This is a genomic window from Borrelia sp. RT5S (assembly GCF_021165755.1).
Classification (GTDB): domain Bacteria; phylum Spirochaetota; class Spirochaetia; order Borreliales; family Borreliaceae; genus Borrelia.
The window spans coordinates 20172-44552 of record NZ_CP088941.1 but is presented as its reverse complement, the minus strand read 5'-3'; the positions used below and the strand labels follow the sequence as shown (position 1 = coordinate 44552).

Sequence of the window (24381 nt, the reverse complement as noted above, 5' to 3'; positions counted from 1 at the left end):
ATATAGAACATATGCTTACTCCTCATCTTTATTACACCTCCCTTACTCTTTTTATCTTTCTATATTTATATTTAATATATGTATTTGACCTACTTATCCCTCCAATTCTTTAGTTGTTTTATCTTAACAAAAAGATTATTATAATTATCCTAAAAGGAGTAAATATATTGACATGTTAATGTTGTAGTATTATAATAAATCTAGCGTTAATCATATGTATTATGTATTTAGGCACATTCACTGCTGCCTAGATGTAGATCTTATACTGGATTACCAATTTAAGAGGGAGCTTATAATGGATGAAACTACTGGTGGGGATAAGATTTCTAATCTTAATAATTCTACTATAAATCTAATTAAGGAAGTGCGCTCTCTTGATGCATATCTAGCTAACGGCATTACTGACCCTAAAACTTATAAACTTAGACTTAATGGACGAGCAAAAACATTCTTAAAGGCAACTCTACATATATAAAGTCACTACTCTACACCCCTATTTAAAATATGAAAGGAACATTACTGCAGCTGGTACTCCTACTCCTAGTATCCAATAAATAGGGTATATTGCTGTCTTAATATCACTTTTAATCTCTTTCCTATTTTCCTTAAGCTCAGATAGTAGCTCACTCCTTACTGTCTCTATTTTGTCATCTAGCTTACCTATATCACCCCTAAGCTCACTCCTTACTGACTCTATGTCGCCCTTGACTGTCTCTATCTTGCCCTCAAGCTTACCTATCTTGTCCTCTAGCTTACCTATCTTGTCCTCAAGCTTACCTATATCACCCCTAAGCTCACTCCTTACTGACTCTATCTTACCATCAAGCTTGCTTGTGCCTTCCTTAACATCTCTACTAAGAGTTATCATTTGTTTCTCAAGCACAGTCATTCTAGTTTGCAAACTCTCATAGTTATAATTAGAATTGCGAAGCAGGACATACTGAACCACTGCTTCTGGAAACCCCTTATCAAGAAATACCTGCTTTACTTCCTCATACTCTGGTAATCGATCATATGCAAGATTACTCATCTACACCCCCTTGCTCTCAACCTACTCTAATCCCAATCTAATTTTAACATACTGCCTCTAGTTAATCTTTAAATAAATCCTCAATAGCTTCTTTACTAATTCAATATTTATTGTTTTTATTTATTTTACGCTATTATTTATTAATAAATACAATATTATCTAAGCTGAGAAAGCCAAGGACTAGTCCCTTGGCTTTCTCAATCTACTATTTTTATATCAACTATAGCGTTTTTAATTCAACTAGCTCACTCACTTCAAGCATTTCCTTTAGTAAAGAATATTTTGTTACAAAAAAATTAAAGGTATTTTCATAAGCTTGAATAAAAAATTCTTTACTAGATGCATCAAAAGGTAATTCTAGTGCTGAGATAATAGCATCATTGTATAGTAAAAATCTATAAAAATCGGTATGGTGATTTTGTCGTAGATTATGTTCTATTTCTAGATAAAAACAAAACATTTCTTTTAAATAATCATGTGCAAAGTTAATGCCGTAAAACTCATTCGTACCAAGCTCTCCGTTTTCTTCAAGGCCATCTAAATATTGCTTCTGATCATCCCGTAGTTCACTGTACCAATGGTCATAATCTTCTGTAATATCAAGTGCCTCTTGATATTTGTCTTTAATAAATTTAGTAAATTTATCCATGCACTCCCTTGCAAATCCCTTACTCATACCGTACTTATTTTGGTATCTTTTCAAAAGTTCTGTTTTATTTTCATATCTATTAGAATATTCTATTTCGTAACTCATTTTAGTTGCCTCCTCTGTTACACCTGTATTTTGTTCAAAACAGTACTTATTATTTTTGATACCTCTTTTACCTTCTATATCTTTATGATATAGTGGTGTTAAACTAACAAATTTGTTAGCGCTAAGTGTTTCAAGTACTTTTTCTCTTTTGCTAGTGTCTTGAAACACGCTTTTTTTTGTTGTAAGCATTTAAGCCTCCTTTAAGTTTTCTTAAAACCCCTTTTAATTTTTCTTAAAAAGTTTTTTAAGTTATCTATATGTTACTACTTTTTCTATTGTTTGTCAAGAGAAAAGTATAATTTTTTGATATTTATTACATATATTTTTATTATTTGCTTTCTATACTTACTAAAAGTGTAATAATTCTCTTTAATATCTAATTGTTTGAAAAAACATTTGTGAGCAGGTTTTTTAAAACCTTTATCGAGGTATTGATGCGCGGGCTTGACGACACAACAGAGGCTACAAAAACTTTACAGCAAGTTAAAATGCTATTTACAAGAAAGTCCTCAGAAGAAGTAATTGGTGAATTTACTAAGGAAACAATCAATTTTAGAAATCCGATGCAAGAAGGAGGTTGACTTAAAGATTTCAAACATTTACTTGACACAGTTTCATCAAAAACTCATATGAACTTCTTAAGAACAGATGCGGAAGGAATATTCAATTATATAAAAACGGTTTTAAATAAAACACAGGTATCTAATACCTAATTTAAGAACTACTTGTTGCCTCCTGCTTCTGTCTTGCATACCTCTCTCTTCTCTTAAGCTTGAGTTCATCTTGATTCGCATAGTAATAATTTCTATTAGAAGCTGCAACAACATCCTTTTTTTCTTGCTTGTAGCGTCTATGGTATTCCCTCAATTCATCCTTATTTTTTTCTCGATACTCTCTATTATATTCCGTACGCTTCTCCTTATTCTCTACCCAATACTCCCTACACAATTCCTTTATATATTCCGGATTATTCTCTTGATATTCCTTTTGATATTTCCTTACCTGTTCTCTATTCAGTTCATAATATTTTCTTTGCTTTGCATTAATTGAATCCCTTTTCTTAGATGTGTACCGTTGAACAGAAGCTCTACGTCGCGCCTTCTTCTCCTCATCCGTAAGATATAAAGGCTTGCGGCCTCTCTTCTTAGGCACACCAGCGCCCCCTGATTCCAACTGCACGCACTCGCCACAAGACTTAACCCCGTCCTCTTTACTACTATTAGAACAATCCAATCCACTCTCATGCACTAAATTTTTCATAAACACCCCATATTTACATGCTTTATTGTAACCAACACAGTACTCTTTTTACAACAACTCACATAGCAAGCAACTATATCGCTTAAGTGTACAGCACAATTAGTAAAGACAAATTCTGGAATATGATATGTAAGCTCAGCAGTTAAATACTGTCTGTAGATCACCTCTAGATTGTTCCTAAAAGCATCCAGCATATTCTCCTATATTGTTTCTCAACTGCCTCCCCATAACACGATTCTCAGTCTAGCTATACTAGAGCACTTGTATTTTAACACACCAGAATATCTCATTTTAAGTGATTCTATTTTATACATATTTATATATCAAGTTATTAAAATAAGAGTATCAAGCTATTATTAAAGAAAACCTAAAAGGAACACAAAGTCAATTTGTCTCTAATCCCAACTACTTATCAATCCTTTAAATGCACAAGGCAAGAGTAGCTAGTAAATAATATTTACTTCCTTGTAATCATCGTGAGCAATGCAATAAAAACACCACCAGTAAATGTGGATATAAACCCAAATATCCAGTAAAGCGGTCTTATCGCCGCTTCTATCCTCTTATCCATATTACTCTCTATCCTATCCATTCGTTCATTAACCGCATCAAATTTTATATTCATATTCTTCTCAAGATTCTTCTCAAGAGAATTAATTCGTTCAGACAACACTTGATAATGGAAATTATCATTTCTTATTAATATAAAATCAATAACGGCATGACTAAACCCCTTACTTTCAAATTCCTTTCTAACATCCTCTGCTGATATTTCTCTACTTACTAAACTAGTATTCATACCAAACCTCCCTATCAAACTCTTGTTCATTCGGCCATTAAGTCTTGATCTTTATAACCTTTAAATACTAATACTAACTCATTTGCTGCATGTAAAAAGAAATACTACACTTCCTACTTTAAGCAAAATCCCATACTCTCATCCCTATTATACTATTAAAGGCTAGGAAAAGTAATACTAAAGCCTTTACGAAATTTATCCAATCCACTCCCATGCACTAAATTTTTCATAAACACCCCATATTTACATGCTTTATTGTAACCAACACAGTACTCTTTTTACAACGACTCTTCTACTTAATGATGCTATTGGTTAGCAAAACACATTCAATATTTGTATTATAATTTTCTTAACTCTACGTTATAATAATATTACTAGTTGATTAATCTATAAGTTTTGATTAATTAATATCAATCATAATTAGAAAGATAGGGAGCTATTCCTTGGCTTTTTATCGTTTTGCTATTTAATCATTATCTTGAATCTCTATATCACATATAACGTTTTTTTAGTAAAGATGCATTCTTTGTTTTATCAAGTTTAAGTAGTTTACTTACTTCAGATATTTCCTTTAATCTATAATATTTTGTTTTAAAAAAATTAAAGGTATCTTTATAAACTTGAATAAAACATTCGTTACTAGAGGCATCAAAAGGCAATCCTAATGCTGAAGCAATAGCTCCGTTGTAAAGCAAAATATCGGTATGGTATTCTTGTCTGTTCTCTTCTTTAAAACGCCTTGGTCTTGAATGTAGGAAATACACTTTTGATAAATAATCATAAGCAAAGTTAATGCCGTAAAACTCATCCTCACCAAGCTTCCCTTTTTCTTCAATGGAATCTAAATATTGCTTCTCATCATCATCCTGTAGCCTATCATACCAAACAAAATAGTCTATTATTATTCCAAAGTACTCCTTGTGGTTGTCTTTAATGAATTTAAAAAACTTAGCTATACACTCCCCTACAAATCCCTTACTCATTCCGTACTTATACCGGTACATATCCAGAACTGTTTCATTGCTATATTTACTAGAGTATTCTGTTTTGTAAATCATTTCAATTGCTTCCCTTGCTAAAACCTGCACCTTAATATCACTCATCTTAATTATGCAAGCTCAAGCCTGTTTATAAAAAACCAATGCTTCTCTTATAAAGGTCTAAATACATATGAAATGTTATACAGCAATTTTTACTTTTAACTAAATAATTTCCTCGCAGTCCTTACTTTCATCATATCACGATACTACTAATAGTAAGCTACTTCTTATTGGTTATACCACTTACACAATTACACTAAAGGTAGCATAGTAATGCTAGCATATTCTTATTGTCTATTGTTTTATTTAAAACTAGTAGTACATTGGTATTTATGTGCAAAATGAAATTATTAAGATAACATAAGGCGCTGTAAGGCGCCTTTTCTCCCATTTTTACTTTACCTATGGCTTTCCTTTAGTAAATTTATCCATTCTCATTTGCCTATTAAGAGCTATTGCAGCTTCCCTTTCTTCATTAGCCTTCTTTAACCTCTCTCGCCTTTGTTTCATCCTATCTAGTTCACTAGCATCCAGCTCGGGCTTCTCAAGCTTGTGTTTACTTGCAACTGGAGCTGAATACTCCGCCCTTCTGGGGCCCCCCAACCCATTTTGTGGCCTTACTCTACTAGTGCCCAAATTTTTAACATAAACAGTGCCCTCATCCACATCACCTGCCTCGCTGCTTCGCTTCTTAACTTGACCAACTTCAGACATAAAACTACTATTAAGCTTATTTTTATTAAAAAAGGACTTAATCGCTTCAAGTATGCAAAATCCTGATATTAAAACATAAAGCACGAATAAAAGCGACCCACCAATTAATAAAAGTACTCTATACATGCAATCCTCTCCATTGCTTCTTCAATCATACAACTTGTCTTGTGTTTTAGGAACACTTAACAGGTTTAAATCTTAATAATATCCTTTAATATCTAAAATTAAGTATGCATATAACTTGTTTATTGCCTCTTGTGCAGTACCTTACAAGATAGTAGGGGTGCTTTGACATGAATATAAAAATCGTTAGCATTTCAATATTTATATTATTTATATTATTTATTGGTTGTAAGGATAGAAAGGATAAGGATGGGTTGGGGTACGATGAAAAAGAATTGGAGGCTCTCAGAGCAAAGTTAACAGGTAAGGCATCAGATGAGACAAGTACAGCTAAGGATGTCAAGGAAATTAAAGCTTTAAATCAAGAGGAAATTGAAAATGTTACTGGGGACATAAAAATGAGTGCTCAGAGGGCCCTTAGGAGTACTGAGAATGAGTATAGCAATAAAAGTAAATCTGAGTTTATTAATGAGATTAGAGAATCTACTCAAAGGTTCGATTTTGCTCTTAATTCATTAGTAGCTTCAGGCCTCAGCAATGCTGGTGCGGTACCTGCATTGGATAATATTGCTAAAGCTTTAGAAAGCATATCACTAATAGGTAAGTTAACGGATGTGTTAGAAAACAATGAGAACACAATGGATGATGCTAAGGAAGCCTTAAAGGCGCTTGGTAAGCATGCATGCATAAATAATATTGAGAATGATAAAGAGGCTTTACACATAAAGAATACAATTAATACATGTGCACGAAGTCTATTGACTGACATAGATTCATATTTTGCTATAGGAGTTCGTGATCTATTATTCAATGGAGAGGCATCAAATCAGTTTAAAGATGCCATAGAAAACCTGCGTGTTGCAGCTCATGATATTAGTAGAGCAGCAAAGGCACTTAAATCTAGATATTATTAATATGGTAAAGCTAGTATTTTAAATTTCGGTATTCGCTGCACCATATTCTTGGTATAGCGAATTATTAAATTCATATTTTAATGCCATGATGCTTTAAAGCACATTACCTCACTTAGCATTTGCTGGGCTTTATTCCCTAGTCATCTTAACTTACTCTTACTTATTGCTAATCTTTTGTTATAAAATACCTTTGTAGTACATGGGAGGTGTGTTTATTATGAAAGTAAGAGTAGTAAGTATTTGTCTACTAACGTTATTTGCTGGTTGCAAGTGGTGGTCTAAGGTTGAAGCTGAAGGCGCCGAAACCAAGCCCGTTGGAGATATTAAAGTTGCGTCTTCTAAGGCAGTTGAGGCAGGAAGCAAGGCTACTGATAGAGATGTAGCTGAGGTTGGGGCTTTAACTAAAGATGAGCTTGATAAGATGGCTTTTAACACAAAGACTGGTACTGTTGAAACCTTTGAGAGTACTAAGGATGATAACAATCAAAAGAAGAGATCTGAACTTATTGATGAGATGAAAAAGTCAGCTGGCAAGCTTGATTTGGCTATCAATGCATTGGTTGCTGCTGGGTACGATGGTGATGATGTGGATCATGTGATCGATAAAATCAAGATTACTTCTGAGAAGTTGAAGTTATCAAAACAACTAGCTGAGATCGAGAAGAGTGGTAATTACAAAAAACTTGAAGAGGTTAAGCAGGCGGTGCAGGCACTTGGTGATACGCAGTCTTGTATCAGTAAAATTAATGAGCAAAAAAGGCTTGCTGAGAAAGAAAAGGAAAACCTTAAAAAAAAGATGATCTTAATGTTTGTGTGTATACTCTTATTTATAATGTGCTTTCAAATTTTCATAGGGATACTTCTTTTACCACGATAGATAGCAATAACTCACATGATAAGTATAAAGATGCCTTGGATAACCTACGTAGTGCAGCTCACAAATGAGTCAGGTAGCATACAGGATTAAGTTTAAGTATTAATAACTAAGCAATAAATATTAAATATTACGTTTAAAGAATCACTTAGCATTTGCTGGGCTTTATTCCCTAGTCATCTTAACTTACTCTTATTGCTAATCTTTTTGTTATGAAATACCTTTGTAATACAGGAGAGGTGTGTTTTTATGTATGTAAGAGTAGTAAGTATTTCGTTACTAACATTATTTGTTGGTTGCGAGTGGTGGGGTCAAGCTAGTGGGGGGATTAAAAAAATAGTTAAGGAAACACAACGTGAGGCTCCAGTGGTTACAGCCCAGCGGGCTGCTGCTGAGGTTAGCAAGGCTACTGGTCAGTCTGTTGATGAGGTTAAGTCTTTAAGTAAAGATGAGCTTTCTAAGCTTGCTGTTGAGGCTAAGGAGAGCTCTGAAGAGACCCTTAAGAGTGCTGATGAGCACAATAACAAGAAGAAGTCTGAATTTATTGATGAGATTAAAGAGTCAGCTGATAAGTTTGGTGTGGCTTTTAAGTCTTTGGTGGCTGCTGGGTACAGCGGTAATGAGGCTAGTATAGTGGTTGATAAAGTAAATACTGCGGTGAAGAAGTTAGAGTTGGGTGGCAAGCTGGAAAAGATATTAGAGAATAAGGGTGGCAATACAATAGAAGATATTAGAAAAGACGTGAATAAGTATGGGTATGCTGCTGGGTCTTGTATGAGCAATATTGAAGATAAAAAGCAGCGGAATGATAAAGCGAGTGATAAGGCTCCAGAGGAGGGACTTAAAGATTGTATTAAAAATCTTATGGATAATGTAGACGACCTGTTTAGTGATAGTAGGGGGGGAGGCATTTGTAATGAATTAAGAGATGCTGCACCAAACGCACCTGATAAGTTTAAAGATGCCTTGAATAAACTACAAAAAGCAGCTTGGGACATAAGTCAGGCAGCAAGAAAGGTTCAGTTTAGGCAATGGAAAAGCTAAACAATAAATGTGTTAAAGGTTAAGTAGAGATGACTTGTCAAACCAATATGAGTGTTAAGATTCTTTTTATTAAAACAGGTCTTGTTTTGGGTTTATTGTTGCCTTTATCTGATTTAGTCCTACTATTTATTAGTATAATGTTTTAAATATAAATTATGTCCATCGTCAAAAGCCAAGGTAAAAGCCTTGGGTTTTTACTATGTCCTTTTAATTCGTTATATTAAATCTCTATATCGCATATAATAGTTTTTTAGTAAAGCTGCATTCTTTGATTTATCACGTTTAAGTAGTTTACTTACTTCAGTTATTTCCTTTAATCGATAATATTTTGATTTAAAAAAATTAAAGGTACCTTTATAAACTTGAATAAAGAATTCTTTACTAGAGGTATCAAAAGGTACTCTTAATGCTGAAATAACAGCACCATTGTATAGTAAGAAAAATGTATAAAGACTGGTATTATACTCTTGTCTGCTCTCCTTTTCTAAACGCCCTGTTTTTAAATAAAATAGATGCATTTTTTCTAAATAATCACGAGCAAAGTTAATGCCGTAAAACTGATCCTCACTAAGCCTTCCTTTTTCTTCAAGGTCAATTAAATACTTCTTCTGGCTACCCCGTAGCTTAGCATACCAATTACGATAGTCTATTACTATTTTAAAGTTCTCTTTGTGGTTTTCTTTAATAAATTTGGTAAATTCATCTATACACTCCTTTAAAAATCCCTTACTCATACCATACTTATCTTTATACATATCTAGTACTGTTTCATTGCTATATTTATTAAAATATTCTGTTTTGTAAATCGCTTCACTTGCTTTAAACATTGCCTTGTTTAATATCGCTTATCTTACTTATGGAAGCCCAAACCTAGGTATACAAAATGTTTCCCTTACAAAAGTCTAAATATATACCTATGAAATGTTATACAGCAACTAAATAACTGTTCTAAAAATGCTTCCAGCTCCCAAAGCAGCTACAGCTATATTTCCCAACATCCAAAAAATGGTTTAATTGCTGCACTAATTGCATTAAAATTGTCGTTCTTAGACTCAACCCTTGTCGTATCCTTCCAATAAGCTCGACACTAACTCGACACTAAGTGTAGTAAACTGCTCCTTAAACACAACAAGTCGTTCCTCAAGTGACTCAATACTATAACGCACACCCTTATCACACCCTTATCATAGTATTCTTTACTTTAAAAGAAAAAACGATCTACAACATCATCCTCGAAACCCTTATCAAAAAAGGCCTTCGCTGAATACTCATACCCAGGGCTTCTCTTATGTTATTTATTCATACCTCTCCCTCGCGCCCACTGTATCAAATTACTACTTTTCAGAGAAGATATTATAATTTAACCTCTACTAGTTATGCGTGCATAACTCCACTCGTGACTTAAAGATTTAAATCTGTTCTTAGCAACTATTGCCTTATTTAAAATTAGCGGTAGGCATGTCGGTCAACGTCAGTAATGAATTTACGGATACCTACTATTAAGTATCCAAGGCGCCCTAGCGCCTTGGATATGTCATTTCATGCCCAGCTTCTTCTTAATAGGACTTTAATTACAACTTTAGAAAAGCTAAAGTACCTGTCTGTTCTGGAGTTCCTAAAGCATTATAAATAAGTTTTGTTTTTTCTTAAAATACCCTGCTTTTGCGCCAAAATGAATCGTTGTTTTTGTTGCCAATCATCAAGTTTCTTTTGTGCTCGCGCAGCCTGTCTTTGTTTGATAATATCTTGCTGTTCTTGTACCCGCAAGCGCACAGCCCGTCTTTGCTTTAAAATATCTTGCTGTTCTTGTCTTTTCTCAGAGCCCAAATTCTTAACATAAACGTCCTCTGCGCTGTCTGGAGCTACCCTGTTGTTCCTACCTCTACTCATACTGCTACTCCTATACACAACCCTGCTTACCGAATCCCTTTTCTTACCACTAAAAATAGCTTCAATGATTCGTAATATGCAAGCTCCTGACACGTACACGTATACCACAAACAAAACCGCCCCAATAAAACCCAATGCATTCATAAAGCCCTCTCCTTACTTTAATACCCAGCATGATTTGCTTTAAAACACCCATCGGTGCATACTTGCAGTCTAATAAACCACCTATCTTGCCAGATACAGCGTATAAGTATACCACTAAATCCTTTATAAATCATTGCTAAAGTAGAACAACATATCAAACGAATAACCCTTTAAAAGGTTAGTAAAAAGCCTTTTTGATAGCCGATAATTTAACGTCTATTTACTTGCCATTTAATTGCTTCTTGCTTCTTGTGTAGTACCTTTAAAGGGATAGGAGTGGTTTGTTTATGTGCGTGCTGTGTTTTCTAACGACGGTTGTTGGTTGTACATCGATTATTGGTTGTGTATGGTGGTATAAGACTAGGGGCGGGGGTGAGATTGAATTGGCAGTGGAGTCTTTAACAGCTGTAGCGCAAAAGGCTGCTGAAGCTGTTGGTAGTGCTACAGGTAGGTCTGTAGAGGAGATTAAGAACTTAAGTAAAGAAGATCTTGAACAGTTTGCTGATGCTGCTGCTTGCAGTGCTGATGGGATTAGTAGTGATCAGAAAAATTCTGAGCTTATTGAGCAGATTAGAGAATCAGCTCTTAAGCTTGATTTAGCCTTCAATGCATTGATTGCTGCTGGCTACAGTGACGATATTGTGGATCTGGTATTGGGGAATATGAGCTCCGCTTTGGGAAAGTTGGGGTTGGCTGGCAAGCTAGCAGCCATAATAGAGAGTGACCGTGGCGGTATCCATATAGTTGAGGAGGCTAGGAAAACCGTATGGGAGTTTGGTGGTGATATTTCTTGTATGAAAAGCATTGAAAACACTAGAGGATATGCTAATGCACACGCTAATGGAATTAAAGCTTGTGTTAAAAATCTTATGGGGAGTGTAATTGATTTATTTGAAAAGGGTGTCCGTGATAAGTTGGGTAGTGCTTTAAGATATGCACCTTATAAGTTTAAAGACTCTTTAAATAAACTATGGGATGCAGCTCTATCTTTAGGCTCAGCTTCACATAAGGTTAAGTATTAGTATTTACTAACACATCACTAGCAAATAATTTTGGTATCTTATTTGCTTGCCATTTAATTGCTTATTACTTCTTGTGAAGTACCTTTGAAGGAATAGGAGTGTTTTTATGTATGCAAGAGTGATAGGTATTTTGATATTGATATTGTTTACCAGTTGTAAGTCAGGGAAGGCTGAAGATACACTTGAGTCTGAGGTGGAGCAAGACTCCCCCGAGCTTGTGGAACAATGGGCGGCTGAGGGTGTTAGCAAGGCTACGGGTAAGTCTGTAGCTGAGGTTAAGTCTTTAGACGGGGTTGAAAAGTTTGCTAAAGCTGCCAAGGATAGTGCTGAGGAGGCCTTTAGGAGCTCTAATGATAGGAATGATGAGAGGCAGGTTTTTGTGTTTATTGATGAGATTAGAGAAGCAGCTGGTAAATTTGATGTGGCTTTCAAGTCATTAGTTAGTGTTGGCCTCAGGGGTGGTGCGGCAGCTGTGATAGGTAATATGAGCTCCGCTTTGGGTAGGCTGGAGTTAGCTGGGAAGCTGACTAGGCTCGCAGAGCGTGGTGGTGGTAATGCATTAGAAGAAGCATCAGAGGCTGCTTTGGAGTCTGGTGGTGATGTTTCTTGTATAAAGGAAATTGAAAATAACAAGGAGTACACCGATGCACCAGCTAATGGAATTAAAGCTTGTGTTAAAAATCTTATGGAGGGTGTAGCTGATTTATTTGAAGAGGGTGTTCGTGATAAGTTAGGCCTTGCTTTAAAAGACACACCTTATAAATTTAAAGACCCTTTGGGTAACCTATGGGATGCAGCCCACGCTATGAGCGCTGCTTCGTATAAGGTCATGCTTAAGTACTAGCATTTGACTTCATCGCTAACCATTAGTTACAGCTTGATATTGTTTATTGCCTCTTATGGAGTACCCTTGAAGAAAGGGAGAGGTGACTTGTTATGCATGTAAAAGTAATGAGTATTTTGCTATTGATGTTGTTTATTGGTAGCTGTAAGTGGTGGTTTAAGGCTGAAGCTGAAGGCGGGGTTGTAACAAGACCCGTTGAGGATATTAAGGTTGTTGCTGCGCGGGCAGTTGAGGAGGTTAGTAAGGCTACGGGTCGGTCTGCTGCTGAGGTTAAGTCTTTAAGTAAGGATGATCTTGATAAGATTGCTGCAGCAGCTAAGGCTAGTGCTGAAGCGACTTACAATAGCACTAATGACAACAAAGAGGACAAGAAGAAGAAATCTGAGTTTATTGATGAGATTAAAGAGTCAGCTGGTAAGATGGATCTAGCTTTCAAGTCTTTAGTTGGTGCTGGCTATACAGGTGATCTTGCGAGCCCTGTGTTAGGGAATATAAAGAATGCCTTGGGGCGGTTGGAGTTAGCAAAAAAATTAGCCGAGATTGAAGAAAGTGGTGATTCTAATACACTTGACAAGGTTAAGCGGGCTGCAAAGGCACTTGGTGTTAATGAGTCTTGTGTTAATAATATTGATGGGCGGCAAGGTTATGCGAATGCGGTAAAGGGTGGCCTTAAAGAATGTATTAAAAACCTTATGGACCATGTAAACTCAGATTTTGATAGGGGTGTTCGTGCCCAGCTAGACAAAGACCAGCTAGGGGACGTGCCTGAGAAGTTTAAGGACGCGTTTGATACGCTACGGGGTGCAGCTCACAAAATGCAGCAAGCAGCTTCTAAGGTTCAGCATAAGTATTAGTTAAGTGTTATTGGATAGGTAGGAGAGGTAATAGTGATAGTATCATTCTTATTCTCTATAATTTCTTGCTCAAGTTAGGTAGAAACGAATTTGTGTAGGCTGGCTTTGGAAAGTCTGTTATTAATTGAGTAGCCAAGCCCATGGTTGTGTGTGTACTCTGCAATTATTTGTTTGTAGGCTCTCTCAGAAGCGACAAATTCTTTGTACAAGTTAGCAGCATACTCATCCAGTGTATCGTAGACACACATGTTTTCTACAAGCCTAAACTTGTTAAACCAATATGAATTAAGGGTATCTTTTGTAATAAGTATTTTTGTGTCCCTGTCTAGAAAATATTTCCTTATGTTATCTTGCTTTCTAAATAAGTAAACAGGTATACGTGGTCTGTAGTGCTCTAGTAAATTACCAGGAGATGCGGCCGCCTCTTCTGCTGCAGCATAATCTACACTAAACTCGTACCCAAGAGCCCCCTGTATTGCCTCTCTTGTAATAAAACCTGGACGCAATATTAGTACATCCCCAGTGTTGGTGAAGCTTACAACAGTTGATTCTATTCCAATGCTTGAGCACCCCTCATGCTTAATTATTCCTCTAACTAGTCCATTAAGCTCTTTGCTTGCCATAGAAAAATTGGTAGTGCTGGGGCGTCTTGACAGATTGGCAGAAGGGGCTGCTATTGGAACACCACTTGTCCTAATTAAGCTTAATGCTACAGGATGGCTTGGTATCCTTACTGCAATGCTGCTAAGGCCACCGCATACAAATCTAGACACCCGCCCTGCATTCTTAAGTACAAATGTCATGGGGCCTGGAGTAAATCTTTGCATCAAGCGCTCTGCACTCCGAGGAACATAGGCTGCAAGCTCTCTTATCCTCTCTATTGAGTCAACATGCACTATTAATGGGTTGGTAATGGGGCGCATCTTGACTGCAAAGATCATACTAACAGCAGCACCATTGTATGCATTAGCTCCAAGCCCATACACTGTTTCCGTTGGAAACACCACCAGCTCACCTTCTTTTATAAGTCGTGCTGCCCTTTCTACTTCATCACATCCTATTAACTCGGTCTTCATTGTCTCAGCTTCATGCCCTCTGCTTTTTAAAATGTAGAGTAATATACTGCTTGTCAATCAATGCTTGCTGCTTAAAGTCTTGTTAATTACTTACCTCTTCAAGCTGCTTTACAAAAGGGAGTCATTTATTTTTAATACAAAATACTAATTCAATTATCCAACTTAATAATTAGCGCAGTGTATTTCATGCCACTACTGCCTTATAAATATTATATTTTATTAACGAGTGCTTATTTCCTCTATATTCTCTTCAGGCTCTGTTTCAATGATATCCACTGCCTTCATTTTTTCATCAACCATATCCCCTTGATTATATCTGAGAAGCAACTCATCTAATAAGGCCCTTTTTTCCCTACAAAGCGTATCTAATATAAAAGAAGCAAATTTAGTATTTGACTTAAAATACATATACGTATCTTCTGAAGGCATCGATATTCTTAATGCTGCTCCCTTTTTTATTTCTCGCTCTCCTTCTACTTTTAAATCATCACCACTTGCTAATAAAAGATTCCTGCCGTGAAATCCCTGCTCTTTAATATCCTGTTCCGTTATATATCCTTCTTTAAGCGCCTTCCCAATTTTAATATAGTTATAAACATTTGACTTTGATATTCTACTAGCTTGAACAAACGCCTTAAAATCTGCAAACCCACCCGCTATATATAATTTTTCATCGTGTATTTCAAACAATGTTTTAGCTATTTCTATTCTATTCTCAACATCTCGTATTACCAATACTGCAAGCTTACTCATAAGAGTTTTAAATCTCATATCTAAATCATTACGCATATCCTTTAATGCTTGTTTGTCAGTTCTTGCTCTAAATTTGACTTCTATTTCCTTCATAAAATGATCCTTGTTTACTAATACAACTCTAAACTTTTAGAGCCTGTTCTCCACTCTTTAACATAAAATTGTTCAAAATTTTTCGATATTCATCTACATAATCACTTTTCATATCAATGGCATCTCCTAAATGGAATTTTTTATTCAAACTTTCGCGTTCTTTTACAGTTCCTAAAAAGTCATCTCTCTCTTGAAGCTTCCTATTAATATTAAAATGCGTGCTTCTATTCCGGTACATAGTTGCTAGTGTATACATAGGTATGTCCAATTTTAATTCATTTCTAACTTCTTCATAAATGAGTTCTATGCTTTCATATGTCCACACCTGACAAACAACTGGTGTGATTACATAATTACTAACAACAAGTGCATTCGATAAAATAGGACCAGTTGCCGGTGTGGTATCAATTAAAATATAATCGTACTTTTTGCTTAGGTGCCGTATTGCATCTTTTAAGTAAAAATTTGTATCACTAATTTTAATAAATAAATCACAGCGATATCTCTCCATAACATCGTATAAAAACCTTTTCAAGGTATAATACCCTGCTATTATGTCAAGATTTCGTTCCACATTTATAACCGCATGCCCTATAAACCGCTCTCCCTTAAGAACTTGGTGTATATTAAACTCTGAAATACACGCCCCTTGTTCATCTAATAAATTACCATAATAACTAGTAATAGAAGACTGAGGATCCATATCGATAAGCAAAACCTTATGCTCCTGTGATAGCAGCTTAGCAAGTATCAAACAAGTAGTGCTCTTGCCAACACCACCCTTAATACTTGCTACTGATATAACTCTAGGGCTCGTTCTCCTGTCAGCCAATTTCCTGTCCTCTTCTATCTCTAAGCTTCATAAAAACCAAACATACACCCCTATGTTTGATAATACTTGAACAATTTAAAGATATCAAGCAGCATTATCTAAATACTGCTTTTTATTTTCAAGTTATTTTTAACCTGACTTTAGTGATATGATTGGGCGAGATATATAGAGATTCAACTTTAGTCTTCATGAGTATAGATTTAGGGTATAAGGTGTGGCTCTGGATAGAAATAATTTAATTACTTAACCACCCCATACTCACTTTTTATCAGTTAAATGCATCCTCGTTTTCTTAAAAAGCCTTGTTTAGTATGATGTTGCAAGTATTTCATGTTTGATTTGCCCAAAAGTAGCAGCGAGGCCACTAGATTTAGCTACTGTGTGAACATTAAGGCCATGTTTTTCAAATAATTGCAATACAACAGGATCATCGTATTCACTTATTGCAAACAACCAAGGATACCGTTTAAGCTCTAGTATTAATCTTTCAAGTTTATCAATACTCCAATCCTTATTATCAACAAGCCCTCCTTTTGACATGCTGTACGGGGGATCTAGATACATAAAAGATGACTTTGTAGTCTTGACTCTTTTATTTATCATTCGTAGGAATCTAAATATATCTTGATTAGTTATTATTGCATGCTCAAGCTTAGCTAGTACGAGGTCCTTGTATTTGTTAAATCGTTCTAGAAATATCTTCTTACCATTGTGTCTGCTTACTACCATGGTATTACTAACCTGCCCAAAGAGTGAATAAAGCAAGCTTAGGATCTGATACCCTATCTTGTCTTGATTCTCATCCATTATATCTTTATATATTAATGCATTCTTTACACTGTTGTATAGATAGTCTGGATCTCTTCTTAATATGTAGAAAAACTTGTATATAAACCTTGAGTGGTCATTTAGTATATTAAATTGAGCTAGTGGCTTGTTTAAAAATATGGCTCCTGTACCTAAGAACCCTTCAATATATGCGGAATGCTTTGGAAACAATTCTATTATGCGCTCCTTATACCTATATTTACTTCCTTCTCTATTTAGTAATTTCATTATTAAATATCCTCTTTTTAAACTTACTTTTTTAATTTATTTTAATTTATCTTAATTCACCTACATGAAGCACCCCTTAAAGTAAAGAAGAGGGCAGTACCGAAGTACAACCCTCTTCTATGAGTAGTTTAAGTAAGCATAATAAATTATGTTACTTAAACTATATGTATTATATACTATTTATGTAAAAAAGTCAAGTATTATGCTACTTTTAGTCTGACATTCTAAAGCCAAGTGAATGCTCCTTAGCTTTAAGCATACGAACAAGCTTCTCAGCATCAAGGACGTCCCCATTGAAGTTATAGTTATTAATCACAACTGTTCCTTGACCCTTAGCTCCTTCTGCCTTTTGTAGCCTTACGATCTCTTCAGCAATAATGCGAGCCTCATTTTTTCTTAAATTCTCATCAATTGGAGCTGGAGTTACCTTTACAAACTCACTCTGACCAAACTCACTTGTTAGAAGGCCGCCAGCATTGGGCATGTAAGTGGGGCTGTTAGTTTTAAACGCAGCACCTCGTTGAGCAAGTTTAATCTCCTCTAGGCTACCAGCGGCCTTAAGTTTTGCGATGCGTTTTAGTATCTCATCTAGTATGGCAGTAGCATTATCTATGTCTGTTTGCTTACTCCAATACCACCATGAGGCATTAATCTTATCCACTTCTGCTTGAGCTTTAATCCTCTCTTCTTCAAGTTTCGTAAGCTTACGGCTGCGTTCCTCTTCAATTTTCTTCTGTGTCTCCTGTGTAGCGATGCCCTCCTGCTGTGCAGCCCGCTTGGTCTGGTACTCCTGCTGCACACTAGCTAAACGCTTTTGAAACTCCTCTCCTGATATTTGTCCTTTACTTTGTGCTTGCTTTAAAAACTCAATTTCCTTACTGTACTGCTCATCAAGCTTTGAAAGCTTTTCCTTTCTCATGTTAATCTCACGAGTAAAAGCGTCTTCTATACGCATGAGCTCGACTTCACTTTGTTTAGCAAGCCGATCTAATTCCTCATCACGTCTCTTTTCAATCTCAGCAATAGCCTTTGCTTCTATTCCCTTAAAGATACCCACTGTAAAATCAAAAATGGCAACGGCCAGCTGACCCCACACACCAAGGTTTGATACGATATCTTTTGAAGCCTGCACTGTAGATGCGATAAAGGCGTCTGTACCCCGAGCGGTATTTTGCGCAAAGGCCTTACCTAAATCTTGAGTTAAAACCTTACTTACGGAGTTTGCTAGTCCATTAAGTAATGCCATTATGGACGAAAACCAATCTTGGCTAGCCTTGCGAGCCTGCTCGGCAGCACTAAGTAAGGCATTCTTATTAGTGTCATTAAGATGCTCAAACTCACTCTTGTGAGCTTCGCTAAACTGGCGATACATTACAGCTATCTCTTGTTGCATAGCAACAGCAGCCCTCCCATGGGCATCCTCAGGTAGTAAGGCAAGGTTGTATTTAATGTCTCTAATCTTGTCTTGCAAAGCCTTGTATGAATCAGCAAAGGACCTATCAAGCGCGCTCTTTTCAAACTCATTAACCTCACGTTGCATTGCAGTAACGACCTGCCTGCTTTGTTCATTAAGTTTTGCAAAGTTTGAACCATATTTTGCAAGGAATTCCTTATTGCGCGCGTGAGCTTCAAGAGCAAGCTTACGGGTTGCCTTCTCTTGTTCCCTATAGGGAAGTGTTAAGATTTCACGCTCTTTGGTAGCTAAATCAGCTTTTAAGTCCTTATGAGCATTAACAAAATCGTGATTGGCTCTGGCAAAATCACCAACGGTCTTCTCAACCCCAGCCAGCGTCTTCTGATTTGCTTCATTTAAGTTATCAAAGCTTGAACTGTATTTGGCAAGGAATTCCTTATTGCGTGCGTTAATGAAAGCCTCGACTTGACGAGTAGCCTTAAGCTGCTCCTCGTAGGGTTTAAGCTCTATGTCACGCTTCATCTTAAATATTTTCTTCTGAAGCTCCTCATAATCAGCAGTCATTTGCTTATCATAATCAGTAATGGCCGTTGGATCGTATTTCTTCGTGCGTTCAGGTTCTGGTTTTTTCTCTTCTGCCTCTTGCTGCTTAGCAAGCCCTAAGAATTGAGAGACTGCCCCCCAAAGCTTACCAGCAAGCTCACCTGCCTTACTAAAAAGCGAGAGGATGGGGCCGAAAGCCCACTTGAAGGCCTCCACGTACTTACCTGCAATATAGCCTGCAATTTCCATAAGCTTAGCATAAAGCGAGATAACAGCACCTGTTATTTTAGTAATGGGAGTCAAGACACCCACAATTAAGAACTGCTTGACCTTCTCAAAGCCCATCATCATGGGCTCTAGTGCCTGCCCGATTTCTAAGAACAGCTTCTCACTCATCTTAGCAGTCTGTTCTTGTGACTGTGCTAGTGTACGGGCCTCACGAGCCGTGTTTTTGTAAAACTTACCACCCTCACCTGTGGCCTTTTGCAAGGCACCACTTAGATCGTTAAAGCCAAGCTTACCCTCACTAGCCATCTTAAACAATGCCTCACCACTAACACCCGCCTCCTCTGCAAGCACGTCTGTAATATCAAGACCCATGTCACGTAGCGACTCGAGGTCCTCTAGAGCAATGCGGTTGCTAGACTCAGTTTTAGCATAAACCTCAGCAAGTTTTTCCAAGCCAGCACTGCTCCCTCCAGCCACGTCTGCAAACATGCTCATGCGTGCGCGAGTCTCATCTGCAGTAGCTCCATATGAGAGCAGTGTTTGTGCTGCATTATTTATTGCCTCTTGAGAAAAGAGCGTCTCCTGCCCGAAAGCCCGCATGTCCTCAGCTAATGCCTTGCCAAGGTCCTCACTTCCAAGCATGCCTGAGAATGTTTCAACCTCTTTGTTAAAAGAATCAACAGCGGCAAGTGAGGCACTAAACCCACCAGCAATCGCATCTCCAATGCCTTGAAGCACCTTTAAAGCTAAAGCGAGCGGCCCCATGCTTGCTACAACCTGCTCAAGTGACTCACCTACCTTATTAGCAAAGCCCCTAACATCAACTAGGTTTTTTCCCATGCTTTTAAATGAAGCACCAAGTGATTTAACGCCTGCGGTCTTCTTACCAATGCCAGCAACGCTATCAGCTACTTTCTTCTGTGCATCGGCTGTCTGTTTAGCTTGCTTAATCATAGCGTCTTGGGCAGCCTTGACTGATCCGGCTGCTTTACCAACCCCACCAAGGTTACGCTCAAGTTCGGCAATATTGTCAAACTGCTGGCTTGCCATTTCTTGCAAAGCTGCAGCCATAGCGTCTAGTTTTTCTTCATTCTGTGTTGCTATTGATAAAGGGATTATTATGTCTTCTAGTGTCATCTACTCACTCTCTTTTTCTCTTGGCTTTGATGTTGATGTTGAATCGTATTTGAAAATATTTGAATTCTATTTGAAAATATTTGAATTCTATTTGAAAATATTTGAATTCTATTTGAAAATATTTGAATTCTATTTGAAAATATTTGAGTTCTATTTGAAAATACTGGGCTTCTATTTGAAAATGAAGACATTGAGTTTCTATTTAAAAACACTAAGTTCGTATTTGAAAGTATTAATATTCTATTTAAAAACTCTGAGAAGACCCACCACCTACTCACTTAAGTCCTCACCTTTTTGTCTTTCAATATAAAGACCCAGCTCATTTAGAACTAGAACGAACCAATAATTTTGATTAAAAAGACCACCTGCTTCAGGTAGACTACCAGTGTTTCTTGACACTAATGCTATGTTAATCAAATATGAGATGGCAGCCTCATTTTCTCTAATCCAATCAAGCTCACTCTTCATTTGTGATATAAACTCTGAATTAATTTTGTCTGCATACCTCAAGACTTCGCTGTAGTGGTCACGTTTGGCGAGGTATTGGATTGCAAGCTCGACTTTTTTAAGCAGCGCTCTGCCCTTAGTGTTGAGGATAAGTTGCCAAGCTCCAGCGATATGCTGTACAGCATGTCATCTAGTAGGATCGCATCACACTCAACCATTTCTTTAGTAACAAGCTTGCCTGTCTGATCAAAAAGACCAACAAAGCCTGCTACGTGCTCGTTCCATACTTGACGTACATATTGCATCTGAGCTGCAGTTGATTTTGCTACACCCGCAGGATCATACTCCGAGCCATCGCTTTTCTTAATATCTTGTAATATTTGTATTTGACGAGCCTTAAGCTTTTCCATAAACCCATAATCAACATTCTCAAGAACGATATATGCATCACTTTCTTCTGAATTTAAATCAAGATCCTTACCATTTCTTATGTATGATGGGATGTAGGGAATTTGTACCCTACCTGTTAAATTAACATTAATTAGCATCTAGTGCCTCCTTTTTTAACTTTTGATTGGTTAATTGTTCTTTTTATCCAAGACCTCCTTGCTCCTTTGCTTGCTGAACTAAATCTCAAAAAACACAGCCCCTTCTATGTAGTCATAGGAAAGTGATACGAGTGGTTTAGAAAGTGTTACTTGGCATTTAAGGTCTATTTTTTGGTTTGATAAATCTTGTGCTGGATTGAATGTTGCAATCTGTCCTTCTGCTACACTAAACTTGGTACGCTGGTCAATGCTTTGTATCTGGTTTACTAGAAGCACTATAAACTCATAATTTACAGGCTTCTTAAGCTTGCCTATCTCATACTCACCATTCTTACCATTTTCATTCTTCTTTGTAATATCCATGGTTGGGAAGTGTGAACGCTCTATGTAGGTTTCAAGGAGCTCCTCTTTGTTCTCAGCGGTTTCCTTAACGGAATACCCTGAGAATTCAACCGTGTGCTCCGGTTGCTTTCCTATTGCTGATATGGATCCACATGTAGTCTTAAGGGTTTCAGTTGCCTTTACTGAGTTGATGTTGTATGAGTAGCCAAGGCAATATGTTCTCATGAGCAGTACTTCAATCTCATCCTTACTACCTAACGCCTTCTTAAGGTCTTCAAGGAATGACTGCTCGTAGTAAAACACACCCCCTTCCTTAAGAGAATAGCTTGAGGTTAAGCTTGATCCTTCACCTAATTTCTTAACTCTAAACACACATTCTTTAATTGAAGCCCAGCTCTTGGGCTGTGTGGTTTTAAGTGATAAGTCTTTTACAACTAAATCCTTAGGTTCTTCCTCTTTACCATTCCCATTTTTAATATCACTTCCCTTAAAGCACCACTTAAATTTGTCAATGTTAACAGCTACAAGCACTGCTCCTGAGGGTATTTTTAATTTTTGCTCTGCCATTCTCTATCCTCCTTTGCTTGCTGAACTAAATCTCAAAAAACACAGCGCCTTCTATGTAGTCATAGGAAAGTGATACGAGTGGTTTAGAAAGTGTTACTTGGCATTTAAGGTCTATTTTTTGGTTTGATAAGTCTTGTGCAGGATTGAATGTTGCAATCTGTCCTTCTGCTACACTAAACTTGGTGCGTTGGTCACGGCTTTGTATCTGATTTACTAGAAGCACTATAAATTCATAATTTACAGGCCTCTTAAGCTTACCTATCTTGTACTTGCCATTCTCACCATTCTTTATAATGTCCATGGTTGGGAAGTGTGAACGCTCTATGTAGGTTTCAAGGAGCTCTTCTTTGTTCTCTATAGTTTCTTTTACAGAATACCCTGAGAATTCAACCGTGTGCTCAGGCTGCTTTCCTATTGCTGATATGGATCCACATGTAGTCTTAAGGGTTTCAGTTGCCTTTACTGAGTTGATGTTGTATGAGTAGCCAAGACAATATGTACGCATGAGCAGTACTTCAATCTCATCCTCATTACCTAACGCCTCCTTAAGGCCTTCAAAGAGTGACTTTTGTTCATAATAAAGAACACCACCTTCCTTAAGAGCATAGCTTGAGGTTAGCTTTGAACCTTCACCTAATTTCTTAACTCTAAACACACATTCTTTAATTGATTTCCATTTTGAGGGCTTGCTTATTGAGAGTGATAAGTCTTTTACAACTAAGTCCTTAGGATCACTTCCATTAACCTCACCATTGTTTTTAACCTCACTACCCTTAAAGCACCACTTAAATTTGTCAGTGTTAACAGCTACAAGCACTGCTCCTGAGGGTATTTTTAATTTTTGCTCCGCCATTCTCTATCCTCCTTTGCTTGCTGAACTTGAATCTATCAAAAACAGGCGTTTTTGATGCAAATCATAAGAAAGGGATACGTGTGGTTTAGAAAGTGTTACCTGACATTTAAGATCTATTGGTTTAATAAGTCTTGTGCTGGACTTGAATGCTGGAATCTGTACTTCTACTAAACTACACTGGTCACGGCTTCGTGATTTTAAGTGACAAGTCCTTTACAACTAAATCCTTAGTTTCTTCCTTTTTATGATTCACGTTTTTAAATTCACTTACCCTTAAAGCAGCACTTAAACTTATCGGTATTAACAGCTACAAGCACTGCTCCTGAGGGTATATTTTTTTACTCTGTCATTTTATTACTCCTTTTAACACGAAACATCCAAATCACTACTATTGACTCTAGTTGCAAGCGAGCACCTAAGAGTTGTTACCATTTGAATCTGTTCATCCCCAACAACAGATGAGTCATTAATATTAAACTCAGCTAGTGAGTAATTTAGAGTTAAGAACTTTGTTATAAGTAAAGCGAGTGTGAGTCCTTGTGTCGGTTCGCTGCTGCATTCAGTTATTATGGTAAAATCTAGAGCTACTACTAGTGAGTACTCTTTGCATTTAAGCACGACCTCACCTTTACTTGAGAGTGTGAAGACCACGACAGGCATCTTTAATGTGCTGCATGCATAAAGCTCAGATTTGTAGTAAACCTTAGTTGTAGGAAATTTACAACAAGCCAAAAATGCAGCAAGCTCACGCTTTAGTGTTAGGATGTAATTCTGGATAAACCGCGTCTTCATTTAAGTAGGTCCCTTGCCCGCAGGATCAAATCTCTTCTAATCCAGCCTGTATAACGCGTCTTGGCTCCACTCTTTTTAATAGCAAGCCAAATGGGAACAGCAGCCGAAGCTAATCCCTTATAAGAAGCCCACGCTCTAATTGCAGCCAGACTTGGTGGTGTCTTGTATGCCTCTCCAGTATCAAGCTTACCGGCTAGTGGGCTTGCTATTTTAACCTCGATATTAAATCCTAATGGAGTCTCTTGTGCACTAATACTAGCTACCTCCTTAAGGCGTGCTGGTATTTGTGGCAGTAGTACGTCTAGATTCTTCTCTACTTTAATTCCAATAAACCCTTTTACTGTCTCAAGGATTGTCTTTTTAATATTAAAATTAATCTTAGTGTCCATTAAAC

The 24381-nt window shown here is 36.9% G+C and carries 28 protein-coding genes; 8 read left to right on the top strand and 20 right to left on the bottom strand.

Annotated features, from left to right (window positions below):
• Window positions 1-214: 214 nt before the first annotated feature.
• On the top strand, window positions 215-475 hold the full coding sequence (locus LSO06_RS05355) for a hypothetical protein (protein WP_231761077.1): 261 nt from the start codon (window positions 215-217) through the stop codon (window positions 473-475).
• 18 nt (window positions 476-493) lie between these two features.
• On the opposite strand, the gene bdr (LSO06_RS05350) is transcribed toward LSO06_RS05355, so the two are convergent.
• Window positions 494-1030 (bottom strand): Bdr family repetitive protein, encoded by a 537-nt coding sequence (gene bdr / locus LSO06_RS05350; RefSeq protein ID WP_231761076.1) that lies wholly within the window; start codon window positions 1028-1030, stop codon window positions 494-496.
• A 220-nt stretch (window positions 1031-1250) separates the two neighbouring features.
• The gene (locus LSO06_RS05345; RefSeq protein WP_231761075.1) at window positions 1251-1973 is read right to left on the bottom strand and encodes a hypothetical protein; all 723 of its coding nucleotides are present in this window, start codon (window positions 1971-1973) and stop codon (window positions 1251-1253) included.
• 209 nt (window positions 1974-2182) lie between these two features.
• Here LSO06_RS05345 and LSO06_RS05340 point away from each other — a divergent pair, with 209 nt between their 5' ends.
• On the top strand, window positions 2183-2365 hold the full coding sequence (locus LSO06_RS05340) for a hypothetical protein (protein ID WP_231761074.1): 183 nt from the start codon (window positions 2183-2185) through the stop codon (window positions 2363-2365).
• A gap of 133 nt (window positions 2366-2498) precedes the next feature.
• On the opposite strand, the gene LSO06_RS05335 is transcribed toward LSO06_RS05340, so the two are convergent.
• From LSO06_RS05335 to LSO06_RS05320, 4 genes are all read right to left on the bottom strand, one after another.
• Window positions 2499-3044 carry a hypothetical protein gene (locus LSO06_RS05335; RefSeq protein ID WP_231761073.1) on the bottom strand — a complete coding sequence of 182 codons (546 nt, stop codon included), beginning with the start codon at window positions 3042-3044 and terminating at the stop codon, window positions 2499-2501.
• Between the two features lie 457 nt (window positions 3045-3501).
• A complete protein-coding gene (gene bdr, locus LSO06_RS05330; RefSeq protein ID WP_231761072.1) occupies window positions 3502-3843 on the bottom strand; it encodes a Bdr family repetitive protein in 342 nt (113 codons plus the stop codon).
• A gap of 491 nt (window positions 3844-4334) precedes the next feature.
• Entirely contained in the window at window positions 4335-4946 is a 612-nt protein-coding gene (locus LSO06_RS05325) for a hypothetical protein (protein ID WP_231761071.1), read from the bottom strand.
• Window positions 4947-5285: 339 nt separating this feature from the next.
• Window positions 5286-5723: a hypothetical protein gene (locus tag LSO06_RS05320; RefSeq protein WP_231761070.1), complete on the bottom strand. Its 438-nt coding sequence runs from the start codon at window positions 5721-5723 to the stop codon at window positions 5286-5288.
• A 167-nt stretch (window positions 5724-5890) separates the two neighbouring features.
• Between LSO06_RS05320 and LSO06_RS05315 the strand changes: the two genes are divergently transcribed.
• The 3 genes from LSO06_RS05315 (at window position 5891) to LSO06_RS05305 (ending at window position 8552) form a co-directional block, all read left to right on the top strand.
• Window positions 5891-6634: a hypothetical protein gene (locus tag LSO06_RS05315; RefSeq protein ID WP_231761069.1), complete on the top strand. Its 744-nt coding sequence runs from the start codon at window positions 5891-5893 to the stop codon at window positions 6632-6634.
• 217 nt (window positions 6635-6851) lie between these two features.
• Entirely contained in the window at window positions 6852-7511 is a 660-nt protein-coding gene (locus LSO06_RS05310; RefSeq protein ID WP_231761068.1) for a hypothetical protein, read from the top strand.
• Between the two features lie 246 nt (window positions 7512-7757).
• The gene (locus tag LSO06_RS05305) at window positions 7758-8552 is read left to right on the top strand and encodes a hypothetical protein (RefSeq protein ID WP_231761067.1); all 795 of its coding nucleotides are present in this window, start codon (window positions 7758-7760) and stop codon (window positions 8550-8552) included.
• A 215-nt stretch (window positions 8553-8767) separates the two neighbouring features.
• Here the strand turns inward: LSO06_RS05305 and LSO06_RS05300 are convergent, their stop codons facing one another.
• Together LSO06_RS05300 and LSO06_RS05295 are read right to left on the bottom strand one after the other, a co-directional pair.
• The gene (locus tag LSO06_RS05300; RefSeq protein WP_231761066.1) at window positions 8768-9379 is read right to left on the bottom strand and encodes a hypothetical protein; all 612 of its coding nucleotides are present in this window, start codon (window positions 9377-9379) and stop codon (window positions 8768-8770) included.
• Window positions 9380-10175: 796 nt separating this feature from the next.
• Entirely contained in the window at window positions 10176-10586 is a 411-nt protein-coding gene (locus LSO06_RS05295) for a hypothetical protein (protein WP_231761065.1), read from the bottom strand.
• A gap of 287 nt (window positions 10587-10873) precedes the next feature.
• Between LSO06_RS05295 and LSO06_RS05290 the strand changes: the two genes are divergently transcribed.
• The 3 genes from LSO06_RS05290 (at window position 10874) to LSO06_RS05280 (ending at window position 13306) form a co-directional block, all read left to right on the top strand.
• Window positions 10874-11608 (top strand): hypothetical protein, encoded by a 735-nt coding sequence (locus LSO06_RS05290; RefSeq protein ID WP_231761064.1) that lies wholly within the window; start codon window positions 10874-10876, stop codon window positions 11606-11608.
• 106 nt (window positions 11609-11714) lie between these two features.
• Window positions 11715-12452: a hypothetical protein gene (locus LSO06_RS05285; RefSeq protein WP_231761063.1), complete on the top strand. Its 738-nt coding sequence runs from the start codon at window positions 11715-11717 to the stop codon at window positions 12450-12452.
• Window positions 12453-12544: 92 nt separating this feature from the next.
• Window positions 12545-13306, top strand: coding sequence for a hypothetical protein (locus LSO06_RS05280; RefSeq protein ID WP_231761062.1), 762 nt, complete (start codon window positions 12545-12547; stop codon window positions 13304-13306).
• 74 nt (window positions 13307-13380) lie between these two features.
• Here the strand turns inward: LSO06_RS05280 and LSO06_RS05275 are convergent, their stop codons facing one another.
• From LSO06_RS05275 to LSO06_RS05220, 12 genes are all read right to left on the bottom strand, one after another.
• Entirely contained in the window at window positions 13381-14382 is a 1002-nt protein-coding gene (locus LSO06_RS05275; protein WP_231761061.1) for an L-threonylcarbamoyladenylate synthase, read from the bottom strand.
• 219 nt (window positions 14383-14601) lie between these two features.
• The gene (locus LSO06_RS05270) at window positions 14602-15228 is read right to left on the bottom strand and encodes a chromosome replication/partitioning protein (protein WP_231761060.1); all 627 of its coding nucleotides are present in this window, start codon (window positions 15226-15228) and stop codon (window positions 14602-14604) included.
• 28 nt (window positions 15229-15256) lie between these two features.
• Complete coding sequence (locus tag LSO06_RS05265) at window positions 15257-16060, bottom strand: ParA family protein (RefSeq protein WP_231761059.1); 804 nt, start codon at window positions 16058-16060, stop codon at window positions 15257-15259.
• 306 nt (window positions 16061-16366) lie between these two features.
• Window positions 16367-17116, bottom strand: coding sequence for a DNA adenine methylase (locus LSO06_RS05260; protein ID WP_231761058.1), 750 nt, complete (start codon window positions 17114-17116; stop codon window positions 16367-16369).
• Window positions 17117-17327: 211 nt separating this feature from the next.
• On the bottom strand, window positions 17328-20438 hold the full coding sequence (locus LSO06_RS05255; RefSeq protein ID WP_231761057.1) for a tape measure protein: 3111 nt from the start codon (window positions 20436-20438) through the stop codon (window positions 17328-17330).
• Window positions 20435-20716, bottom strand: coding sequence for a hypothetical protein (locus tag LSO06_RS05250; protein ID WP_231761056.1), 282 nt, complete (start codon window positions 20714-20716; stop codon window positions 20435-20437). Before LSO06_RS05250 ends, LSO06_RS05255 begins: the two co-directional genes overlap by 4 nt.
• Window positions 20709-20948 carry a hypothetical protein gene (locus LSO06_RS05245; protein WP_231761055.1) on the bottom strand — a complete coding sequence of 80 codons (240 nt, stop codon included), beginning with the start codon at window positions 20946-20948 and terminating at the stop codon, window positions 20709-20711. The genes LSO06_RS05250 and LSO06_RS05245 overlap by 8 nt, the downstream gene beginning before the upstream one ends.
• The gene (locus LSO06_RS05240) at window positions 20945-21433 is read right to left on the bottom strand and encodes a hypothetical protein (protein ID WP_231761054.1); all 489 of its coding nucleotides are present in this window, start codon (window positions 21431-21433) and stop codon (window positions 20945-20947) included. The genes LSO06_RS05245 and LSO06_RS05240 overlap by 4 nt, the downstream gene beginning before the upstream one ends.
• 78 nt (window positions 21434-21511) lie before the next feature.
• A complete protein-coding gene (locus tag LSO06_RS05235) occupies window positions 21512-22342 on the bottom strand; it encodes a hypothetical protein (RefSeq protein WP_231761053.1) in 831 nt (276 codons plus the stop codon).
• Window positions 22343-22367: 25 nt separating this feature from the next.
• A complete protein-coding gene (locus LSO06_RS05230; protein WP_231761052.1) occupies window positions 22368-23195 on the bottom strand; it encodes a hypothetical protein in 828 nt (275 codons plus the stop codon).
• Between the two features lie 363 nt (window positions 23196-23558).
• Entirely contained in the window at window positions 23559-23987 is a 429-nt protein-coding gene (locus LSO06_RS05225; RefSeq protein WP_231761051.1) for a hypothetical protein, read from the bottom strand.
• Window positions 23984-24376, bottom strand: coding sequence for a hypothetical protein (locus LSO06_RS05220; RefSeq protein ID WP_231761050.1), 393 nt, complete (start codon window positions 24374-24376; stop codon window positions 23984-23986). The genes LSO06_RS05225 and LSO06_RS05220 overlap by 4 nt, the downstream gene beginning before the upstream one ends.
• Between the last annotated feature and the right edge of the window lie 5 nt (window positions 24377-24381).